General features: G+C 62.3%; 15 protein-coding genes and 1 pseudogene. 10 read left to right on the top strand and 6 right to left on the bottom strand.

The genetic code is table 11. The features are described from left to right. Nucleotides 1-23 precede the first annotated feature (23 nt). The 5 genes and pseudogenes from AC1DNF_RS19240 to dnaA all read right to left on the bottom strand — a co-directional run bounded on the left by AC1DNF_RS19240 (nt 24) and on the right by dnaA (nt 6788). Nucleotides 24-482 carry a hypothetical protein gene (locus AC1DNF_RS19240; protein WP_478150207.1) on the bottom strand — a complete coding sequence of 153 codons (459 nt, stop codon included), beginning with the start codon at nt 480-482 and terminating at the stop codon, nt 24-26. 102 nt (nt 483-584) lie between these two features. Continuing rightward, nucleotides 585-1079 carry a hypothetical protein gene (locus AC1DNF_RS19235; RefSeq protein ID WP_478150206.1) on the bottom strand — a complete coding sequence of 165 codons (495 nt, stop codon included), beginning with the start codon at nt 1077-1079 and terminating at the stop codon, nt 585-587. A gap of 200 nt (nt 1080-1279) precedes the next feature. Further along, a pseudogene (gyrB, locus tag AC1DNF_RS19230) lies at nt 1280-3802 on the bottom strand (DNA topoisomerase (ATP-hydrolyzing) subunit B); the annotation flags it as partial. A gap of 234 nt (nt 3803-4036) precedes the next feature. After that, on the bottom strand, nt 4037-5143 hold the full coding sequence (dnaN, locus tag AC1DNF_RS19225; protein ID WP_478150205.1) for a DNA polymerase III subunit beta: 1107 nt from the start codon (nt 5141-5143) through the stop codon (nt 4037-4039). A 265-nt stretch (nt 5144-5408) separates the two neighbouring features. Continuing rightward, nucleotides 5409-6788: a chromosomal replication initiator protein DnaA gene (dnaA, locus tag AC1DNF_RS19220; protein ID WP_478150290.1), complete on the bottom strand. Its 1380-nt coding sequence runs from the start codon at nt 6786-6788 to the stop codon at nt 5409-5411. Nucleotides 6789-7072: 284 nt separating this feature from the next. Between dnaA and rpmH the strand changes: the two genes are divergently transcribed. The 6 genes from rpmH (at nt 7073) to AC1DNF_RS19190 (ending at nt 11731) form a co-directional block, all read left to right on the top strand. Continuing rightward, nucleotides 7073-7207, top strand: a complete 135-nt coding sequence (gene rpmH, locus AC1DNF_RS19215) for a 50S ribosomal protein L34 (protein WP_007834827.1) — start codon at nt 7073-7075, stop codon at nt 7205-7207. Nucleotides 7208-7278: 71 nt separating this feature from the next. After that, nucleotides 7279-7671: a ribonuclease P protein component gene (locus tag AC1DNF_RS19210; protein WP_478150204.1), complete on the top strand. Its 393-nt coding sequence runs from the start codon at nt 7279-7281 to the stop codon at nt 7669-7671. Continuing rightward, nucleotides 7668-7958 carry a membrane protein insertion efficiency factor YidD gene (gene yidD / locus AC1DNF_RS19205; RefSeq protein WP_478150203.1) on the top strand — a complete coding sequence of 97 codons (291 nt, stop codon included), beginning with the start codon at nt 7668-7670 and terminating at the stop codon, nt 7956-7958. Before AC1DNF_RS19210 ends, yidD begins: the two co-directional genes overlap by 4 nt. Next, a complete protein-coding gene (gene yidC / locus AC1DNF_RS19200; protein ID WP_478150202.1) occupies nt 7955-9700 on the top strand; it encodes a membrane protein insertase YidC in 1746 nt (581 codons plus the stop codon). The genes yidD and yidC overlap by 4 nt, the downstream gene beginning before the upstream one ends. A 69-nt stretch (nt 9701-9769) precedes the next feature. Next, a complete protein-coding gene (mnmE, locus tag AC1DNF_RS19195; RefSeq protein WP_478150201.1) occupies nt 9770-11176 on the top strand; it encodes a tRNA uridine-5-carboxymethylaminomethyl(34) synthesis GTPase MnmE in 1407 nt (468 codons plus the stop codon). 87 nt (nt 11177-11263) lie between these two features. Beyond that, nucleotides 11264-11731, top strand: a complete 468-nt coding sequence (locus AC1DNF_RS19190; protein WP_478150200.1) for a Crp/Fnr family transcriptional regulator — start codon at nt 11264-11266, stop codon at nt 11729-11731. 975 nt (nt 11732-12706) lie between these two features. On the opposite strand, the gene AC1DNF_RS19185 is transcribed toward AC1DNF_RS19190, so the two are convergent. After that, nucleotides 12707-14692 carry a monovalent cation:proton antiporter family protein gene (locus AC1DNF_RS19185; RefSeq protein ID WP_478150199.1) on the bottom strand — a complete coding sequence of 662 codons (1986 nt, stop codon included), beginning with the start codon at nt 14690-14692 and terminating at the stop codon, nt 12707-12709. 88 nt (nt 14693-14780) lie between these two features. Here AC1DNF_RS19185 and AC1DNF_RS19180 point away from each other — a divergent pair, with 88 nt between their 5' ends. Genes AC1DNF_RS19180 through AC1DNF_RS19165 form a run of 4 tightly spaced genes read left to right on the top strand, consistent with a single transcriptional unit; the run spans nt 14781 to nt 17741 of the window. Beyond that, complete coding sequence (locus AC1DNF_RS19180) at nt 14781-15782, top strand: KpsF/GutQ family sugar-phosphate isomerase (RefSeq protein WP_478150198.1); 1002 nt, start codon at nt 14781-14783, stop codon at nt 15780-15782. After that, complete coding sequence (locus tag AC1DNF_RS19175) at nt 15782-16330, top strand: KdsC family phosphatase (RefSeq protein ID WP_478150197.1); 549 nt, start codon at nt 15782-15784, stop codon at nt 16328-16330. The genes AC1DNF_RS19180 and AC1DNF_RS19175 overlap by 1 nt, the downstream gene beginning before the upstream one ends. Next, complete coding sequence (lptC, locus tag AC1DNF_RS19170; RefSeq protein WP_478150196.1) at nt 16327-16968, top strand: LPS export ABC transporter periplasmic protein LptC; 642 nt, start codon at nt 16327-16329, stop codon at nt 16966-16968. The genes AC1DNF_RS19175 and lptC overlap by 4 nt, the downstream gene beginning before the upstream one ends. After that, nucleotides 16965-17741, top strand: coding sequence for an SDR family oxidoreductase (locus AC1DNF_RS19165; protein WP_478150289.1), 777 nt, complete (start codon nt 16965-16967; stop codon nt 17739-17741). The genes lptC and AC1DNF_RS19165 overlap by 4 nt, the downstream gene beginning before the upstream one ends. Nucleotides 17742-17957: the final 216 nt, after the last annotated feature.

Genomic DNA, 17957 nt, shown 5'->3' with positions numbered 1-17957 from the left:
CGCGTCAGTCGCGCACGCCCCCGTCAGGAGTGTGCGCTGACGTCCGTGCCGGCCGGCCAAACGAAAAGAGTCCGGGTCGGCCCGCCTGCCCGAATCTCGACTTGCTGCTTCAAGGTCTGCCCATTCAGCGTGGCCTCGACGTCGTAGCGTCCGGAGTCCAGCCGCGCAACCATGAAGGGGCCGTCAGCCTTGATCTGGCTCAGCAGCACGTGCCCCGAGGAATCCCGCACCGTGACAGCCACTCCAGCCGTGAATTCATTCTTGACACCTTTGACGGTGAATTCGAAGGTCGCCGGCCACCGAGGCGACACATTCTGCATGAGGGCCGCCTCATCGCTGCTGATGCCACCGCTCATGTACTCGATCCCGTTGACCATGTAGATGGGCGGGTTGTAGATCGCATGCGCGGCGAGCGCACCAAGAAGTGACGCACCGCCAATCATCACGGCGGCCGCGGGTCGCCAAAACCGGTTCGTGTTCATCGCTGTGTCCTTTGTTCGATGGGCGCGAAGCTTGACTTCGCGCCCATCACTATCGACAGCGAGGCTTAGGCGAAGCTGAACTGGCCTGCTGCGCCGGCCCTTTCAGTTACCGATGCGTGCGGACGCCTGGCGTTCCGGCATCGGCAAGCCGGCCGCGGCCGCAAAATCCACGTTGGAAGGCCACACAAAGGCCGCGCGGGAGGAGAACCCATTGAATACCGTGAGCGGCTGCAAAAGCGTGATGCCGCTCAGGGTGGCCTCGATCTCATAGGCACCGGGGTCGAGGCGAGCGAGCATGAAACGTGCGTCGGTGGAGGCCTCCATCACCTGCCGGCCCGTATAGCGTTCCCGAACTACCACCTTCACGTCGGACGGAAACTCGCCCGGCTTTGCGCGATTGACCCCGAATTCCAGCGTTGCCGCCCAGCGCGGAGCGACTGTCTGCATGAACGCGGCCTCTGCGTTGCTCTTCCCACCGCACATGTATTCCACGCCCTGTGCCATTTGGATAGGTGGGTTCGTCAGTGCATGAGCTGGAGCCAACGCACCAAAGAAGGCCGAAACCGCCAAGAGCCACGAAAACCGGGTTGCAATCATCGAAGTGCCGTCCTTGCTCAAAATAGTGGCGTGAAGTCCGCCGAGAATTTTGCTTAGCAAGAGTCGGGCTAGGTATAGCGTTTACGCGCAGTGATGCGGCGGTGTCACGCCGAGCATCCCGGCCAATCACGAAACGCATACGCAACGATGCGGCCTGCTGCCTGTTCCATAGGCATGAGGCCGGTAGCTCGAAGCGGCGCTCAGACGTCGATGTTAGCCGCGCGCAATGCGTTCTGCTCGATGAACTCGCGGCGCGGTTCGACCTCGTCGCCCATCAACATGGTGAAGACGCGATCGGCTTCGATCGTGTCGTCGATCTGCACGCGCAGCAGGCGCCGCACGTTGGGGTCCATGGTGGTTTCCCACAACTGCTCAGGGTTCATCTCCCCCAGGCCCTTGTAGCGCTGCCGCGAGGTTGCGTGCTCGGCCTGGCCGATCAGCCAGCGAACGGCCTGGCGGAAATCGTTGACCTTCTCCTCCTTGGCCTTGTCACCTTCGCCACGCCTGACGATCGCTCCGTCGCCCAGCAGGTCTCGGAAGGTCTTCGCGGCCTCGGCCAGCGCAGCGTAGTCAGCGCCGTGCACGAAATCCTGCGTGAGAACACTGCTCTTGATGTTGCCATGATGCCGGCGGCTGATGCGCAGCAGCGGCTTGTCGGTTCGCACATCGAACTCGCTGGCGACCTCGGCCGGCGCGCCTGTGCTGTTCAGTTCGCGCAGCTTCTTCTGCAGGGCAACCGCTGACGCCTCGGCGCTGGCCGTGGTGTCCAGATCGAGCGAAACCCCGTCGGCGATGGCGCGCAGCGCCGCGGCGTCAAGGAAGACGCCGAGCCGAGCGATGACCGCTTCCGCCAGTTGGTGCTTCCGCGCCAACTCCGCCAGTGTGTCACCGCTGATCGTGCTCGGGCTGGCACCACCCGTCATGACGCTGGCGTCCTTGAGCGCGACCTTCAGCAGGAACGCGTCGAGCGCTGGTCCGTCCTTGAGATATTGCTCCTCTTTGCCCACCTTCACCTTGTAGAGGGGTGGCTGGGCGATGTAGATGTGACCTCGTTCGACCAACTCGGGCATCTGACGGTAGAAGAAGGTCAGAAGCAGCGTGCGGATGTGCGCGCCGTCCACGTCGGCATCGGTCATGATGATGATGCGGTGGTAGCGCAGCTTGGCCACGTTGAAGTCGTCGGCACCGCCACCCGCGCTCGTCGCGCCGGCGCGGCCGATACCGGTCCCCAGCGCCGTGATCATGGTCAGGATTTCGTTGCTCGTCAGCAGCTTCTCATAGCGTGCCTTCTCGACGTTCAGAATCTTGCCGCGCAGGGGCAGGATGGCCTGGAACTTTCGGTCGCGGCCCTGTTTGGCCGAACCGCCCGCGGAATCGCCCTCCACCAGGTAGACCTCGCACAGCGCCGGGTCCTTCTCCTGGCAATCGGCCAACTTGCCGGGCAAGCCCATGCCGTCGAGCACGCCCTTGCGACGCGTCATCTCGCGTGCCTTGCGCGCTGCTTCGCGCGCACGCGCCGCGTCGACGATCTTGCCGCAGATGATCTTGGCGTCATTCGGCCGTTCCTGCAGGTAGTCCGAGAGCAGGCGGCCCACGATGTCCTCCACCGGCGCGCGCACTTCGCTCGACACCAGCTTGTCCTTGGTCTGACTCGAGAATTTCGGCTCGGGCACTTTTACGCTCAGCACGCAGCACAGGCCTTCGCGCATGTCGTCGCCGGTGACCTCGACCTTGGCCTTCTTGGCGAACTCGTGCTCTTCGATGTATTTGTTGATGACACGCGTCATCGCAGCGCGCAGGCCGGTCAGATGGGTGCCTCCGTCACGCTGCGGAATATTGTTGGTGAAGCACAGCACCTGTTCGTTGTAGCCACTGTTCCATTGCATGGCGACCTCGACGCCGATATGCGTCCCTGGAATGCCGCCATAGGTATCCGCCGGCTTTTCGCCCATCGCGTAGAACACGTTGGGATGCAAGACCGTCTTGCCCTTGTTGATGAACTCGACGAATCCCTTGACGCCCCCGGCACCCGAAAAATCGTCTTCCTTGCCTGTTCGCTCATCGATCAGGCGAATGCGCACACCGTTGTTCAGGAAGCTCAACTCCCGCAGGCGCTTGCTGAGGATTTCGTAGTGGAAGTCGGCATTTTCCTTGAAGATCTCATCGTCGGGCAGGAAGTGAACCTCGGTGCCACGTTTCTCGGTTTCGCCGGTCACCTTCATGGGCGACACCTCGACACCGTTCGCGATCTCGACGATGCGGTTCTGCACGAAACCCTTGCTGAACTCCAGCGTGTGCACCTTGCCCTCGCGTCGTACCGTCAGGCGCAGCATCTTGCTGAGCGCATTCACGCAACTCACCCCCACCCCGTGCAGGCCGCCTGAAACCTTGTAGCTGTTCTGGTTGAACTTGCCGCCCGCATGCAATTCGGTGAGGGCGATCTCGGCCGCCGAGCGCCTGGGTTCGTGCTTGTCATCCATCTTCACGCCGGTTGGAATGCCGCGACCGTTGTCGGTCACCGACACGGAGTTGTCGGTGTGGATGGTGACCACGATGTCATCGCAATAGCCCGCGAGTGCTTCGTCGATCGAATTGTCGACCACTTCGAACACGAGGTGGTGCAAGCCGGTTCCGTCGGAGGTATCGCCGATGTACATGCCGGGACGTTTGCGCACGGCTTCAAGACCCTCGAGGATGGTGATGGAGCCTTCGCCGTAGGTATCCGCAGCAGGTGTGACTTCGATCGGGATCGCCGTCTCGATTTCAGGGGTGTAAACCGGCTCGGTGTGCGGCACTTCCGGCTTGTTGTCTTCACTCATCAGAATCTTTCTCTCTCGGCAACCCCGGGGGGTGGCGCCGCAATTTCAGAAATACCGCGATCCGGCACAGCCGGACCGTTGTATTGCCCCTTGCCAGGGGGTAGACGTCAATACGAAGTGTGCCAAGCCACGGCCGGGCTAGATGCGCATCGGCATCACGACGTACTTGAACGATGCGTTCTCGGGCACCGTCATCAGCACCGAACTGTTGGAATCGGCGAGGTCCAGCTTCACCATGTCCTGGCTCATGTTGGCGAGCGCGTCGATCAGATAGGTCACGTTGAATCCGATCTCAATGGCATCGCCGCCATAGTCGATGTCGAGTTCATCCTGTGCTTCTTCCTGCTCCGCATTGTTCGACGCAATGCGCAATGTACCGGGTTCGATGTTGAGCCGCACGCCCTTGAACTTCTCGCTGGTCAGGATCGCGGTGCGCTGCAGGCTCGCCAGCAGCGGCGCCCGACCCAGGGTGACGGTGTTCTTGTGGGTCTTGGGAATCACGCGGTTGTAGTCGGGGAACTTGCCTTCCACCAGTTTCGTGACGAACTCCATTCCGCCGAAACTGAACTTGGCCTGATTGTTCGCGAACTGCATTTCGATCGCGCCCTCAGCGTCCGACAGCAGGCGCTGCATCTCGAGCACTGTCTTTCGCGGAAGGATGACTTCCTGGCGCGGTACTTCAACGTCAAGCATAGCCGATGCGAAGGCAAGGCGGTGGCCGTCGGTTGCCACCAGGCTCAACTGCTTGCCCTCGGCCACGAACAAGATCCCATTGAGGTAGTAGCGGATGTCATGCACGGCCATCGCGAACGAGACTTGGCTGAGCAGGTCCTTGAGCGTCTTCTGCGGAACGGCGAAAGCAGGGCCGAAGTTGGCCGATTCCTGCACCAAAGGGAAGTCTTCGGCCGGAAGCGACTGCAGCGTGAACTTGCTCTTGCCGCCCTTGAGTACCAGCTTGCTTGCGCTCGACTCGAGGCTCACGGTTTGGTCTGCCGGCATGGTGCGCAGGATATCGATCAGCTTGCGCGCACCAACGGTGGTCGTGAAGTTTCCTTCGTCGCCGCCGAGCTCGGCGTTGGTGCGAATCTGGATTTCGAGGTCGCTGGTGGTCAGTTGCAGATTGCCGCCCGACTTGCGAATCAACACGTTGGCCAGGATGGGCAAGGTGTGACGCCGCTCCACGATGCCGGCCACCGATTGCAGCGCCGCGAGGATTTTGTCCTGTGTTGCCTTCAAAACGATCATGTCTTACCTCTTCCTTTATTTCTTTAATTCAAATTAGTAGTAGTAGATAAGGGACGCACCGTGCTGTGGACAGCGCCATTTTCCGCTTTCGGGACAAGCACTTGGCGCAGCCCGTCGGCTGTGTGCAGCCATGCTTCGGTGCTGTCGCGCGAAGGCGCACAACTTCGGATCGAGCGCCTCCCCTGTGGATAAGGTCCTTCTTGTGCCGAAACTGTCCCCAGAGTTGTCCTTTGACAGGCGCTCATGAATCTGCGATGACACATCTTCAGCCCTTGAGCGTCTGCTCCAGCACATGCAATTGCTGGTTGAGCTCGGTCAGTTGCTGTCGTTCTCCCGAGATCTTGCGCACCGCATGCAGCACGGTGGTGTGGTCTCGGCCACCGAACAGTTCGCCAATCTCCGGCAGACTCTTCTGGGTCAGTTCCTTGGCCAGGTACATCGCGATCTGACGGGGGCGCGCGATCGAGGCTGGCCGCTTTTTCGAGTACATGTCGGCAACCTTGATCTTGTAGTAGTCGGCAACTGTCTTCTGGATGTTCTCGACCGAGATCTGGCGGTTCTGGATGGACAGCAGATCGCGCAGCGCCTCGCGAGCAAGCGCGATAGAGATCTCTTTTTGGTTGAAGCGCGAGTACGCAAGGATCTTGCGCAGCGCGCCTTCGAGCTCGCGCACGTTGGAGCGCACGTTCTTAGCCACGAAAAATGCGACTTCCTCGGGCATCTCCACGTTCTCGGCGCGCGCCTTGTTGATCAGGATTGCCACGCGCATCTCGAGTTCGGGCGGCTCGATCGCCACCGTCAGGCCGGAATCGAAGCGGGACACCAGGCGCTCATGGATGTCGGCCAAGCCCTTCGGATAGGTGTCGCTTGTCATCACGATGTGCGACTTCTTGGCTAGCAAGGCTTCGAAGGCGTTGAAGAACTCCTCCTGCGTGCGGTCCTTGTTAGCGAAGAACTGGACATCATCGATCAACAGCAAGTCGAGTGAGTGATAGCGTTCCTTGAATTCGTCAAAAGTCTTGCGCTGGTAGGCTTTGACCACATCCGAAACGAACTGCTCCGCGTGGATGTAGAGAACTTTGGAATCGGGTCGGTCCGCGAGCAGGCGGTTACCCACAGCGTGCATCAAGTGGGTCTTGCCCAGACCCACGCCGCCGTAGATGAACAGCGGGTTGTAAAGATGGCCCGGCATGCCGGCAACATGCATCGCGGCAGCACGCGCCATCCGGTTGGCCGTGCCTTCCACCAGCGTGTCGAAAGTGAGCCCGGAATTCAAGCGGTTCTTGAAGGCTGCGGCTGTCGAATCCTCGTTCGATCCAGCCATGTCGCGTGGCACATCGGTTTCGGAAACGATGGCCATTGACACTGGCCGAGTGGCGATTTCACGAGGAGCAAGCGCTAACTCGATGATCACCGGCTGGCCGTAGAGCTTCTCGGCCATCGAGGCAATCTTGCCGGCGTACTGGGCCCGGATCCAATCGAGCTTGAAGCGATTGGCGACGAAGACGGTGACGCGTGAAAGGTCATCCGCAACCCTTGCGGTCAGCGGCTTGATCCAGGTGTTGAACTGCTGTTCGGACAACTCCTGCGCGAGCTGGTCGACGCAGGCCTGCCATAGGCTGTCACCAATGCCGTCACTCGGCATGGGTGCTCTGAAGTATGGTTTGTCCCTCGGCCATCTCTCGTCTTGGTATTGTGGATAGTCGCACCCGCGATGCGCCATCGATTCTAACTTGTCAAAGACTTATCCACACGAATGCACACAGCCTGCCAAGGTCTCGAAAGACCCCGGATTCTTCCCTTTCATTGTCGGGTGCCGGAATGTTTGCGATAATCGCGGGTTTCCCTGAAAACCTTCTTTGTGTGTTTCGGGGGTATCTATGACGCTCTGCGGCACCGAGTCGCGGAACGTCCCTCAGGAAAAGCATCATGAAACGCACCTACCAAGCTTCCAAAGTCCGCCGCGCCCGTACCCACGGTTTTCTCGTTCGCATGAAGACGCGCGGCGGCCGCGCTGTGATCAATGCACGCCGCGCCAAGGGCCGCAAGCGCCTCGCCGTCTAAACCGGCACCCCTCGGCGCTGTTGCCAGCCAACCCGCCATCTCCGACCATCGGCGCTGTTCGGTTGGCTTCCATGCAGCGGCTCAAGACCCGCGCGCAATTCCAGGCCGTCCTCGCTGGTGCCACTGTGGCACGAACCGCCCACTTTGCATTGCACCGCTGCGCGCTTGACGCTCCGTCAGGCGTCGCGCCGCTGTTCGCGGTACAGGATGTGTGGCTTGGCGCGATGGTTCCCAAGCGTTGGGCTCGCCGCGCGGTGACCCGAAATGCGATCAGACGTCAGATCTACAACGTGAGCATTGCCGCGTCCGAAACCTCGCTGCCTCGCGCTGCGCACGTCGTGCGCCTGCGTTCAGCATTCGATCGCAAGGAATTCGTGAGCGCATCCTCCGACAAGTTGAAGGCAGCCGTGCGCGCCGAGCTCCAGCAGTTGCTGGGACTTGCCGCTGCGGCGCGCGCAAGATGATGCGGCGTCTCTTGATCGGTCTCGTGAAGGCATATCGGCTTTTGCTGAGCCCATGGCTCGGGCAGTCCTGCCGCTTTGAGCCCACTTGCTCGGTCTACGCGATTGCTGCGCTCGAAGAGCATGGCGCCTCCATCGGCAGCTATCTGACCTTACGCCGTCTCGCGCGATGCCAGCCTTGGTGCCAGGGCGGCCACGATCCGGTTCCTCCAAAGGCGCAGCGCCAGACCCAACGTTCGGGGTCGCTGTTTTCCTTTCTTCCTCCCGACGACAAGAAGTCTTCTTCATGAACGATATCCGCCGCACCATCCTGTGGGTGATTTTTGGTTTCTCGCTGGTGCTGCTGTGGGACCAATGGCAGGTCTACAACGGCCACAAGCCAACCTTCCTGCCGTCGACCAAGGCGGTCGCGCCGGTGAATCCTCCGGTCGCGCCGACGGCTTCGGCCAATGGCGTCCCGGCGCCGGCAAGCAGCACGGCGGGATCTGCGGTGCCGACGCAAGGCGCAGCGACGGCCGTCGGAGAAAAAGTGGCTGTCTCCACCGACGTATTCAAGGCCGTGATTGACGGCGAAGGCGGCACGCTGACGCAGCTGGAATTGCGCAAGTATGTGGACCAGACGAACAACGGCGGACTCGTGGAATCCGTGCGGCGGCTGTTCGGCTACCCTGTGCCTGCGAACGAGGTCAAGGAAGTGACCTTGATGGAGGATGGCTCGCCCGCGACCCGATACGTTGCGCAGACCGGGCTGATCAATCCGGTGGACAGCGGCGACCGCTTTCCGAATCATCTGACCTTGATGACTGCGCGCAGCGGCCCCCGTGATCTTGCCGACGGGCAGAACTCTCTCGAGGTCGCATTCGAGTCGCAGCCGGTCGGCGGTTTGAAATACATCAAGACCTACGTGTTCCACCGCGGCGACTATTCGATCCGCGTGAAGCATCAGATCGTGAATGTCAGCGATCAGCCGCGCGATGCTCAGCTTTACCTGCAGCTGGTGCGCCACGGGACCGTCGCGGCTGGGACGATGTTCGGCACCAACACCTTCACTGGACCGGCGGTCTACACCGACGAGAAGAAGTTCCACAAGATTGCCTTCACGGACATCGCGAAGAACAAAGTCGATCTACCCGCGCCTGCCAACAACGGTTGGGTGTCGATGGTGCAGCATTACTTCGTGTCGGCCTGGCTGCTCAACGTGCCGGGCAGCGACACCATCAAGCGCGAGTTTCGCGTGGCCGATCTCGGCAACAACCTCTATTCAGTAGCGATGGTGCTGCAACTGGACAAGTTGGCTCCGGGCGCTACGCAAACCATCGACAGCGATCTGTTCGCCGGGCCGGAAGAAGAGAAGAAGCTTGAGGCGCTGGCGCCTGGCCTGGAACTGGTGAAGGACTATGGCATTTTTGCGATCATTTCGAAACCGCTCTACTGGCTGCTCGACAAGTTGCACGGCTTGCTTGGCAACTGGGGCTGGTCGATCGTCGCATTGGTGGTGTTGCTGAAGGCCGCGTTCTATTGGCTCAACGCCAAGGCGTACGCGAGCATGGCCAAGATGAAGGCCATCAACCCCAAGGTCACGGAGATGCGTGAGCGCCTCAAGGACAAGCCGCAGGAAATGCAGCAGGAGATGATGCGCATCTATCGCGAGGAAAAGGTCAACCCGATGGGTGGATGCTTCCCCATCGTGATCCAGATTCCGGTCTTCATCGCCTTGTACTGGGTGCTGTTGTCTTCTGTGGAAATGCGCCACGCGCCGTGGGTCGGTTGGATTCATGACCTCTCGGCGCCCGACCCATGGTTCATCCTGCCGGTCGTCATGACCGCGACCTCGCTGTTCCAGACTTGGCTCAATCCCACCCCGCCTGATCCGATGCAGGCCAAGCTGATGTGGATCATGCCGCTCGCGTTCAGCGTGATGTTCATTTTCTTTCCGGCCGGGCTCGTGCTCTACTGGATCACGAACAACGTGCTTTCGATTTCGCAGCAGTGGTTCATCAACAAGCGCCTCGGTGTGCTTGGCAAGAAATAGCGGCCACTCAGCTCAGCCAATCCGTCCAGGGCCGCATTCGCGGCCCTTTTTTGCTGAAGGGATCCTTGCATGTTCGCTCGCGCCACCCACCCGATCGTTGCCATCGCCACCGCCTCCGGCCGCGGCGCGGTCGGCATCGTGCGTGTGTCCGGTACGCAATTGGCGCCTTTGATCATGGCGATTTGCGGGCGGAGCCTGAGGCCGCGCGAGGCCACGTATCTGCCCTTTTGCGACGCCGTGGGCGCGCCTGTCGACCACGGACTCGCCATCCACTTTCCGGCACCCCACTCGTTCACCGGCGAAGATGTGCTCGAGCTGCAGGCCCATGGTGGCACGGTGGTGCTGCAGCTGCTCCTTGCCCGATGCCTGGAGGCCGCTGCAGAGATCTACGCTGAAAGCGGTTTGCCGCGGCTTGGCGGCCTGCGGGTCGCCGAGCCAGGCGAGTTCAGTCAGCGCGCGTTCCTCAACGGCAAGATCGACTTGGCGCAGGCGGAGGCCATCGCCGACCTGATCGATGCAAGCACCGAAGCCGCGGCGCGCGGCGCCGGCCGTTCGCTCTCGGGGGCGTTCTCGAAAGAAGTCCACACGCTGCGCGATGCATTGATCCACCTGCGGATGTTGGTCGAAGCGACGCTCGACTTCCCGGAGGAAGAGATCGACTTCCTGCAGAAGGCCGATGCTTCGGGACAGCTTGCCTCTCTGCAGGCGCAATTGCGTGCGGTCCAGCAGCGGGCACGCCAAGGCGCGCTGCTGCGCGAGGGCATCAGGGTCGTGATCGCCGGCCAGCCCAATGCCGGCAAGAGTTCGCTGCTCAATGCGCTGGCCGGGGCCGAACTTGCTATCGTGAGTCCGGTCGCCGGCACCACGCGCGACGTGGTGTCGCAGACGATCCAGATCCAGGGCGTCCCTCTTCACGTGGTCGACACCGCCGGCCTGCGCGATAGCGCCGACGAGGTTGAGCAGATCGGCATTGCCCGCGCATGGGGGCAGATCGAGGGCGCTGACGCGGTGTTGTTCCTGCATGACTTGACGCGCGCATCCTCACCCGACTATGCGCGAGCGGATGCAGAAATCATGGCGGGATTGATTGCCAAGCTCTCTAACAGAGTGCCGGTGCTCGACGTCTGGAGCAAACTGGATGCGGTGGCCACAGCGGCGCCTGAGAGGGGCGTGGCACTCTCGGCGAAGACCGGGTTCGGCATCGAATCGCTCCGAGCTCGCTTGCTGGAGATGGCGGGGTGGCAGGCTGTCCCGGAGGGCGCTTATCTGGCCAGGGCACGGCACGTTCAGGCCCTCTTGCGGGTGGACCAGCACCTTGCAATGGCCACGGAACACTTGGGCGCGCGCTCACAGGCCCTCGATCTGCTGGCCGAAGAGCTCCGACTTGCGCAAAACGCCTTAAATGAAATCACCGGTGAATTTGGCTCTGACGACCTGCTGGGTGTGATCTTTTCCCGCTTCTGTATCGGGAAGTAACAAAAAAGTGTTAGTCGATGTGACATGTGTTAGTGTCTTGTTGCGGTATCGCGGATACTTCGACACGCACAGCGGGGGTTTACAACGATGTCATCGACCATTCAGGATCTTTGCCGCGCCATTGCGCAAAACACCAGCTACGATGCCTTTGTGCCCGCGCTCAACCCGCAACAGTGGGAAACGCTCGCCAGCTATTTACAGCCGTTCGACCTGGCTTCAGGTCAGGTCCTGATCGATCAAGGCGCCAACGACCGCACGCTTTTCTTCATCGAAAGCGGGGCGCTCAGTGTGCATCTCATGGGCGAGAAGGGGCAGATGCAGCTCGCCATCCTCAATCCAGGATCAGTGGTCGGCGAAGGCTCGTTCTTCTCGAGAGCGCCGCGATCGGCCAATGTCGTCGCGACAGGGACTGCCCGTGTCTGGCGACTCACAGCCATCCGCTTCGCGGAAATGTCGAATCGGCAACCCAGTCTTGCGCTGGAACTCGTGCTGGCGCTTGGTGCAGTTATCGCCAAGCGACTGGTCAACAGGCAGAAACGCGTCGCAGTGACCTGACTCCTCCGGTCGTCGCGCCATTGCGAACAGATTCGAGGGCATTGAATGGCTATGGTGTGTGGCGACTGCCGTACGGAAAACCGTGACGGCGCCAAGTTCTGCAAGGGTTGCGGGCGGAGGCTGGTTGCACTCGCCGCTGCTGGAACCAAGCACACCGCGCAGGAGGACTGGCCCGAAACTCAGCGTATGCCGCTGCCGCCGGCCGCACGGGCAGGATCGAATTCCGCCGTGCCCAGCCGCAAGGCTGTCAGCATGCCTGCGGCGCACTCGCCTCCAACATCCTTTCGATCACCCTCCCGCGCCCCGACGGCCGCTCGTCCCTCGAAGGGCAGCCGCAAGGGGCCAGCGCATCGGTCCCACGTCCTCCGGATCGGTGCCCTGACGCTGCTTGCGGCAGCGGCTTTGCTCACAGCGGCTGGCGCCTGGTACATCTCCAGCAAGCGAGCCGCCGAAACGCCATTGCCGGCGACGGTGGTCTCCGCTCCGCCCGCCCCTGTCGAGGTAGCCCCCGCGTTGATGGCGCCGGCCGCACCGGTGGTTGAGGCGCCGGCTGCCCCTACAGGCGCAGTCGGGCCAGCGGCCGAGTCCTCTCCTGTCAGTGCCGGTGCGCCGATCGAAGAGGCAAGACCGGCGCCCGCGGCGGCACCTGCCAAAGTCATACGTGCGGTTGCACCGAAGCCGCGCAGCCTCGCGGCCGTCCCTGCGCCCTCTTTGCCGCCCACAACTCCGATAGTCGTCGCTCCGCTGCCCGTCTCCACCCCGGCGCCCGCGCTGGAACCTGTCGGGCCGGTGAGTCCTCAGACGGCGTGCGCCGGTCTCAACTATTTCGCCCAGGCGCAGTGTATGGCCACGCAGTGCACCAAGGCCGAGTACAAGGCGCATTCGCAGTGCGATGCCGTACGACGTCAGCAGCGCATCGACGAGGAAAAGCGCAATCCGAGCCTTTTGAACTGATTCGACCCGAATTGCAGTTCTTCAACCTTTGTGGAGCTTGTCGATCGCCATCGCAAGTGCGCCGGGTTTGCCGGACAAGACCAGCGTGTCGCCATCGGCCAGCACGGTGTCGTCGGAAGCCTCGGCGGCCTTGCCTCCGCGGCGACGCAGGCTCGCAACCCGCACGCCGAGCGTCTGGAGCGCGCGCTTGGGCAGAGGCTGGCCGATCGCCCAGGCCCCCGCTGTGAGTGTGAAACTGTTGAGCCGCTCGTGGTCGAGTTCGTCTGCGTTGTCGTCATCGGCACCGTGGAAGTAGCCCCGCAGCAAGTTGTAGCGCGCATCTCGCTGATCCTGTACCACGCGGATGACGCGCCGCATTGGCACGCCAACCAGGGCGAGCGCATGGCTCGCCAGCATCAGCGAGCCTTCGATCGCCTCCGGGACCACCTCCGCAGCACCAGCAGCCTGAAGCCTTTCCAGATCGCGATCGTCCCTGGTGCGCACGATCACGGGGACCTGCGGCGCGTGGGCGCGTATATTGGCCAGTACCTTGAGCGCACCAGGAATGTCTTGGTAGGTGACGACCACAGCGCTTGCGCGTGCAAGACCGGCGGCCATCAATGCCTGCATCCGCGCCGCATCGCCGAACACCACCGAGTCGCCAGCCGACGCCGCCTGACGCACCCGGTCCGGGTCCAGGTCAAGCGCCAGGTACGGTATGCCTTCGCGCTCCAGGATGCGGGCCAGGTTCTGCCCGCACCGCCCGTAGCCGCAGATGATCACGTGATTGGCGGTGTTGATGGTCTTGCGCGCGATCGTGGTCATCTGCAGGGATTGCTGCAGCCAGTCGCTGGCGACCAGCTTTCGCACGATGCGGTTGCTGTACATGATGATGAACGGCGTTGCGAGCATCGACAGCACCATCGAGGCGAGGACGGGGTTGGCGAGCCAGGGCGGCAGGAGTTCCTGCCCTTGTGCCAGCGTCAGCAGCACGAAGCCGAATTCGCCCGCCTGCGCGAGATAGAGGCCGGTGCGCAGCGATACGCCGGCCGTTGCCCCCAGCACGCGAGCGAGCAATGTGACGACGGCCAGCTTGAAGGCCAGTGGCATCAAGAGCAGAAGCGCGATCAGCACCCAGCGCTCCATCACGATGTGCCAATCGAGAGACATTCCGATCGTGATGAAGAACAGTCCAAGAAGCACATCGTGGAAGGGTCGGATGTCGGTTTCCACTTGATGCTTGTATTCGGTCTCTGAAACCAGCATTCCGGCGACGAAAGCGCCCAGCGCCAGGCTCAAGCCCGCCAGTTCCGTGAGCCAGGCCAGGCCCAGGGTGACAAGCAACAGGTTGAGCATGAAGAGCTCTTCGCTGCGCCGCCGCGCAACCAAAGTCAGCCACCAGCGCATGACGCGTGGACCGCCATACAGCAGCGCGCTGACCAGGAACGTGGCCTTGAGGAGCGCGACGCCGAGCGCCTTCAAGAGAGCCTCGGGCGGCGCGCCGAGTGCCGGAATCAGCACCAGCAACGGCACCACCGCGAGATCCTGGAACAACAGAACGCCCATCACGCGCTTGCCGTGTTCGCTGTCGAGTTCGAGCCGCTCCGCCATCAGCTTGACAACGATCGCAGTGCTGCTCATCGTGAGCGCTCCCGACAGAACGAGCGCGGTTTGCCAGCCCAGGTGCCACTGCGCGGGCAGCTGCGATGAGATCAGCAGGGCACCTGCGGCCGCGATCGCCATGGTCAGCATGACTTGAAGCAGCCCGAGCCCGAACACATGGCGGCGCATCGCTCGCAGCTTGGGCAGGCTGAATTCGAGGCCGATGACGAACATCAGGAACACAACGCCGAATTCACCCAGGTGACGGATGCCTTCAGAGTCCTGCGTCAGGGCCAGCGTGTGGGGCCCGATCAGCACGCCGGCCAACAGGTAGCCCAGCATAGGCGGAAGTTTCAAGTACCGGCAGACGACCACGCCGATCACAGCGGCCAGGAGGAACATCAGCGTGAGATCGAGCGAGGACATGAATGGATGCTAGCAACACGCATGCCCCGCGGATGCAGGAATTCACCCGCGAAGCCGTTGCGCAAGGCCCGGTCTATAAAATCAGTCGATGAGCTCTCGCCCCCCCATGGTCTTCGCAACCGATCCTGATGCGCTCCTGGCGCGTGCCCGGCTGACCTTCGATATCGAAGCTGCCGCAGTGCTCGGCCTCAAGGACCGTCTCGGGCCGGGCTTTCCTCTCGCAGTGAACAAGATTCTCGAAGTACGCGGCCGCGTCGTGGTAATGGGCATGGGCAAGAGCGGGCACGTCGGTCGAAAGATCGCCGCCACGCTTGCGTCCACCGGTACACCGGCGATGTTCGTGCATCCGGCGGAAGCCAGCCACGGCGACCTCGGCATGATCAAGGCGGTCGATCTCGTACTTGCCATTTCCAACAGCGGGGAAGTCGAGGAACTCACGACCATCCTGCCCGTGGTCAAGCGCCAGGGCGTGCCACTGATCGCGATGACTGGCCGAATCGACTCGACGCTCGGGCGACACGCGGACATCGTTCTTGATTCAGGCGTCGACAAGGAAGCCTGCCCTCTCAATCTCGCGCCAACGGCCAGCACGACGGCGCAAATGGCGCTTGGCGATGCCCTGGCGGTTGCACTGCTTGATGCGCGTGGGTTCGGCGCCGAGGACTTCGCGCGATCCCACCCTGGCGGCGCGCTCGGCCGCAAGCTGTTGACGCATGTCAGTGACGTCATGCGCACGGGCGATGATGTGCCGCGCGTCTCAGAGGCGACGAATGTCAGCGAACTCATGCGGGCGATGAGCATTCAGGGCTTCGGCGCTGCCGCCATTGTGGACGCCGACGGTCGCGCGGCGGGTATCTTTACCGACGGGGATCTGCGTCGCCTCGTCGAGGCCGGCGCAGACCTTCGCTCTGCCACCGCCGTCAAGGTGATGCATCGCGCTCCACGAACCATCTGTGCGGACGCTTTGGCGGTGGAAGCTGCGGAATTGATGGAGCATCATGGCATCACCCGCCTCTTTGTGGTCGATCCGGACGGGCTCCTTGTCGGCGCGCTCAATACCCATGATCTGATGCGCGCGAAGGTCATCTGATGCCACTCGAATTCAAGGTGCAAACCTTGCTCGCCGCGCAAGATGTGCGCGTTGCCTTCTTCGACGTCGATGGCGTGCTGACCGACGGCGGCGTCTATTTCAGCGAGCAGGGTGAGACGCTCAAGCGCTTCAGCATCCTAGATGGCTATGGCCTGAAGCTGTTGCGCCAGGCGGGCATCACGCCTGCCGTGGTCACCGGCCGCGACTCCAAACCCCTGCGCGTTCGTCTTCAGGCACTGGGCATCGAGCATGTGCGCTACGGTACCGAGGACAAGCTTCCGGCAGCTCAGGCCATCCTCGCCCTGCTCGGCCTTGATTGGCTGCAGGCCGCCGCGATCGGCGATGACTGGCCCGATCTTCCCGTCCTGAGCCGGGTCGGCTTCGCGGCCGCCCCCGTCAACGCCCACGCCGAGGTGCGTGCCATCGCTCACCACGTCACGACAGCCCGCGGCGGCGAGGGTGCTGCGCGTGAGTTCTGCGATCTTCTGCTGACCGCTACCGGCCACTACCGCAGGCTGCTCGACGCTGCGCGGGGCGCGGCGACATGAAGTCTGCCCTGAGCTATCTGCGCGAGGGCTTCGATCGCGTCACCATCTATCTGCCGATCATCCTGACCGCGGCGCTCGCCTTGGGCACCTACTGGCTGGTCCGCAATGCGCCGAAATTGTTCGAACCCGTTGCGAAGGAAGCGCCGAAGCACGAGCCGGACTTCTTCATGCGCGGCTTCGTCATCAAGAACTTCCTGCCGAACGGCGATCTGCGTAGCGAACTCTTTGGCAAGGAAGGCCGACACTTTCCCGACACGGACACGATGGAAGTCGACCAGGTGCGCTTGCGCTCGATCTCACCCGAAGGGCTGACCACGCGGGCCACTGCCAATCGCGGCCTGTCGAACGGCGACGGTACCGAGATTCAGTTGTTCGGCGATGCCGTCGTCATCCGCGAAGCCGCCACCTTGCCCGATGGCAAGCCCATTCCTCGGCTGGAATTCCGAGGTGAATTCCTGCACGCATACACGGACACCGAACGCGTGAAGTCGAACAAGCCCGTCACGCTCATGCGCGGCGCGGATCAGTTCACGGCCGACTCGCTGGACTATGACAGCCTGACCGGTGTCGCCGATCTCAAGGGCCGCGTGCGAGGCCTGCTGATGCCTGTTCCGGCAGCGACGGGGGCACCGCGCTGACAACGCCGCTTGTCTTCATCACCGGCGCATCGAGCGGGATCGGGCAAGCGCTGGCGGCTCGCTTCTACAGGTCAGGCTTTCGCTTGGCCCTCGTCGCGCGGCGCACCGTCGACGTCGAAGTGTGGGCCCGTGCCCTGCAGATCCCTGCAGATCGGTACCAGATCTATGGCGCTGATGTGGCGCAGATTGACAGCATCGTGGCGGCTGGCGCTGCGTGCCTGGCCCACCAAGGTCTCCCTGATGTCGTGATCGCCAATGCCGGGATCAGCATTGGCGTCGACACCGCAGATCGTGGCGACCTCGATGTGCTCGCCCAGACTTTCGCGACCAACAACATTGGGCTTGCCGCGACCTTTCATCCTTTCGTTGCGGCGATGTCGGCGCGCGGCAGCGGCCGACTCGTCGGCATCGGCAGCGTTGCCGCCATTCGCGGCCTTCCTGGTCACGGCGCATATTGCGCCAGCAAGGCCGGGGTCATCGCTTACTGCGAGAGCCTGCGCGGTGAATTGCGCTCCACAGGCGTCAAGGTCGTAACCCTCTGTCCGGGTTATGTCGACACGCCGCTGACGCGGGGCAATCGGTACGCCATGCCCTTTCTGATGAAGGCGGATGACTTCGCCGACCAAGCATTCCGCGCGATCGAGGCAGGAGCGAGCTACCGAGTGATTCCGTGGCAAATGGGCGTATTGGCCAAGCTCATGCGCCTGTTGCCGAACCCCTTGTTTGACAGAGCGGTTCAAGGCCGCGGCCGCAAGAAGCGACGGGGCGAATAGGGCGGTGCACTATCAATTCGAGACGCGATCAAAGAGGCATCGGGATAGGGGGCAGTCTTCCTAGACTGCGCCCCTCCCACACCACCCGGCATGCGGGTCCGCACCGGGCGGTTCGAGAGTTTTAGGTCATGAGAGTCTGGGTAGTCCCATACGGTCAAACCAGGCGATGTTCAGCACGCTGTTGAGAAACCAGGCGATGTTCAGCACGCTGTTGAG

This window comes from Variovorax sp. 01T432, assembly GCF_056398605.1.
The sequence above is the reverse complement of the archived record's forward strand: the minus strand, read 5'-3'. Positions and strand labels throughout refer to the sequence as shown.

Coding starts and splice junctions, on each gene's coding strand:
- AC1DNF_RS19240 (WP_478150207.1), bottom strand. CDS start 482: ATGAACACGAACCGGTTTTGGCGACCCGCGGCCGCCGTGATGATTGGC.
- AC1DNF_RS19235 (WP_478150206.1), bottom strand. CDS start 1,079: ATGATTGCAACCCGGTTTTCGTGGCTCTTGGCGGTTTCGGCCTTCTTT.
- dnaN (WP_478150205.1), bottom strand. CDS start 5,143: ATGATCGTTTTGAAGGCAACACAGGACAAAATCCTCGCGGCGCTGCAA.
- dnaA (WP_478150290.1), bottom strand. CDS start 6,788: ATGCCGAGTGACGGCATTGGTGACAGCCTATGGCAGGCCTGCGTCGAC.
- rpmH (WP_007834827.1), top strand. CDS start 7,073: ATGAAACGCACCTACCAAGCTTCCAAAGTCCGCCGCGCCCGTACCCAC.
- AC1DNF_RS19210 (WP_478150204.1), top strand. CDS start 7,279: ATGCAGCGGCTCAAGACCCGCGCGCAATTCCAGGCCGTCCTCGCTGGT.
- yidD (WP_478150203.1), top strand. CDS start 7,668: ATGATGCGGCGTCTCTTGATCGGTCTCGTGAAGGCATATCGGCTTTTG.
- yidC (WP_478150202.1), top strand. CDS start 7,955: ATGAACGATATCCGCCGCACCATCCTGTGGGTGATTTTTGGTTTCTCG.
- mnmE (WP_478150201.1), top strand. CDS start 9,770: ATGTTCGCTCGCGCCACCCACCCGATCGTTGCCATCGCCACCGCCTCC.
- AC1DNF_RS19190 (WP_478150200.1), top strand. CDS start 11,264: ATGTCATCGACCATTCAGGATCTTTGCCGCGCCATTGCGCAAAACACC.
- AC1DNF_RS19185 (WP_478150199.1), bottom strand. CDS start 14,692: ATGTCCTCGCTCGATCTCACGCTGATGTTCCTCCTGGCCGCTGTGATC.
- AC1DNF_RS19180 (WP_478150198.1), top strand. CDS start 14,781: ATGAGCTCTCGCCCCCCCATGGTCTTCGCAACCGATCCTGATGCGCTC.
- AC1DNF_RS19175 (WP_478150197.1), top strand. CDS start 15,782: ATGCCACTCGAATTCAAGGTGCAAACCTTGCTCGCCGCGCAAGATGTG.
- lptC (WP_478150196.1), top strand. CDS start 16,327: ATGAAGTCTGCCCTGAGCTATCTGCGCGAGGGCTTCGATCGCGTCACC.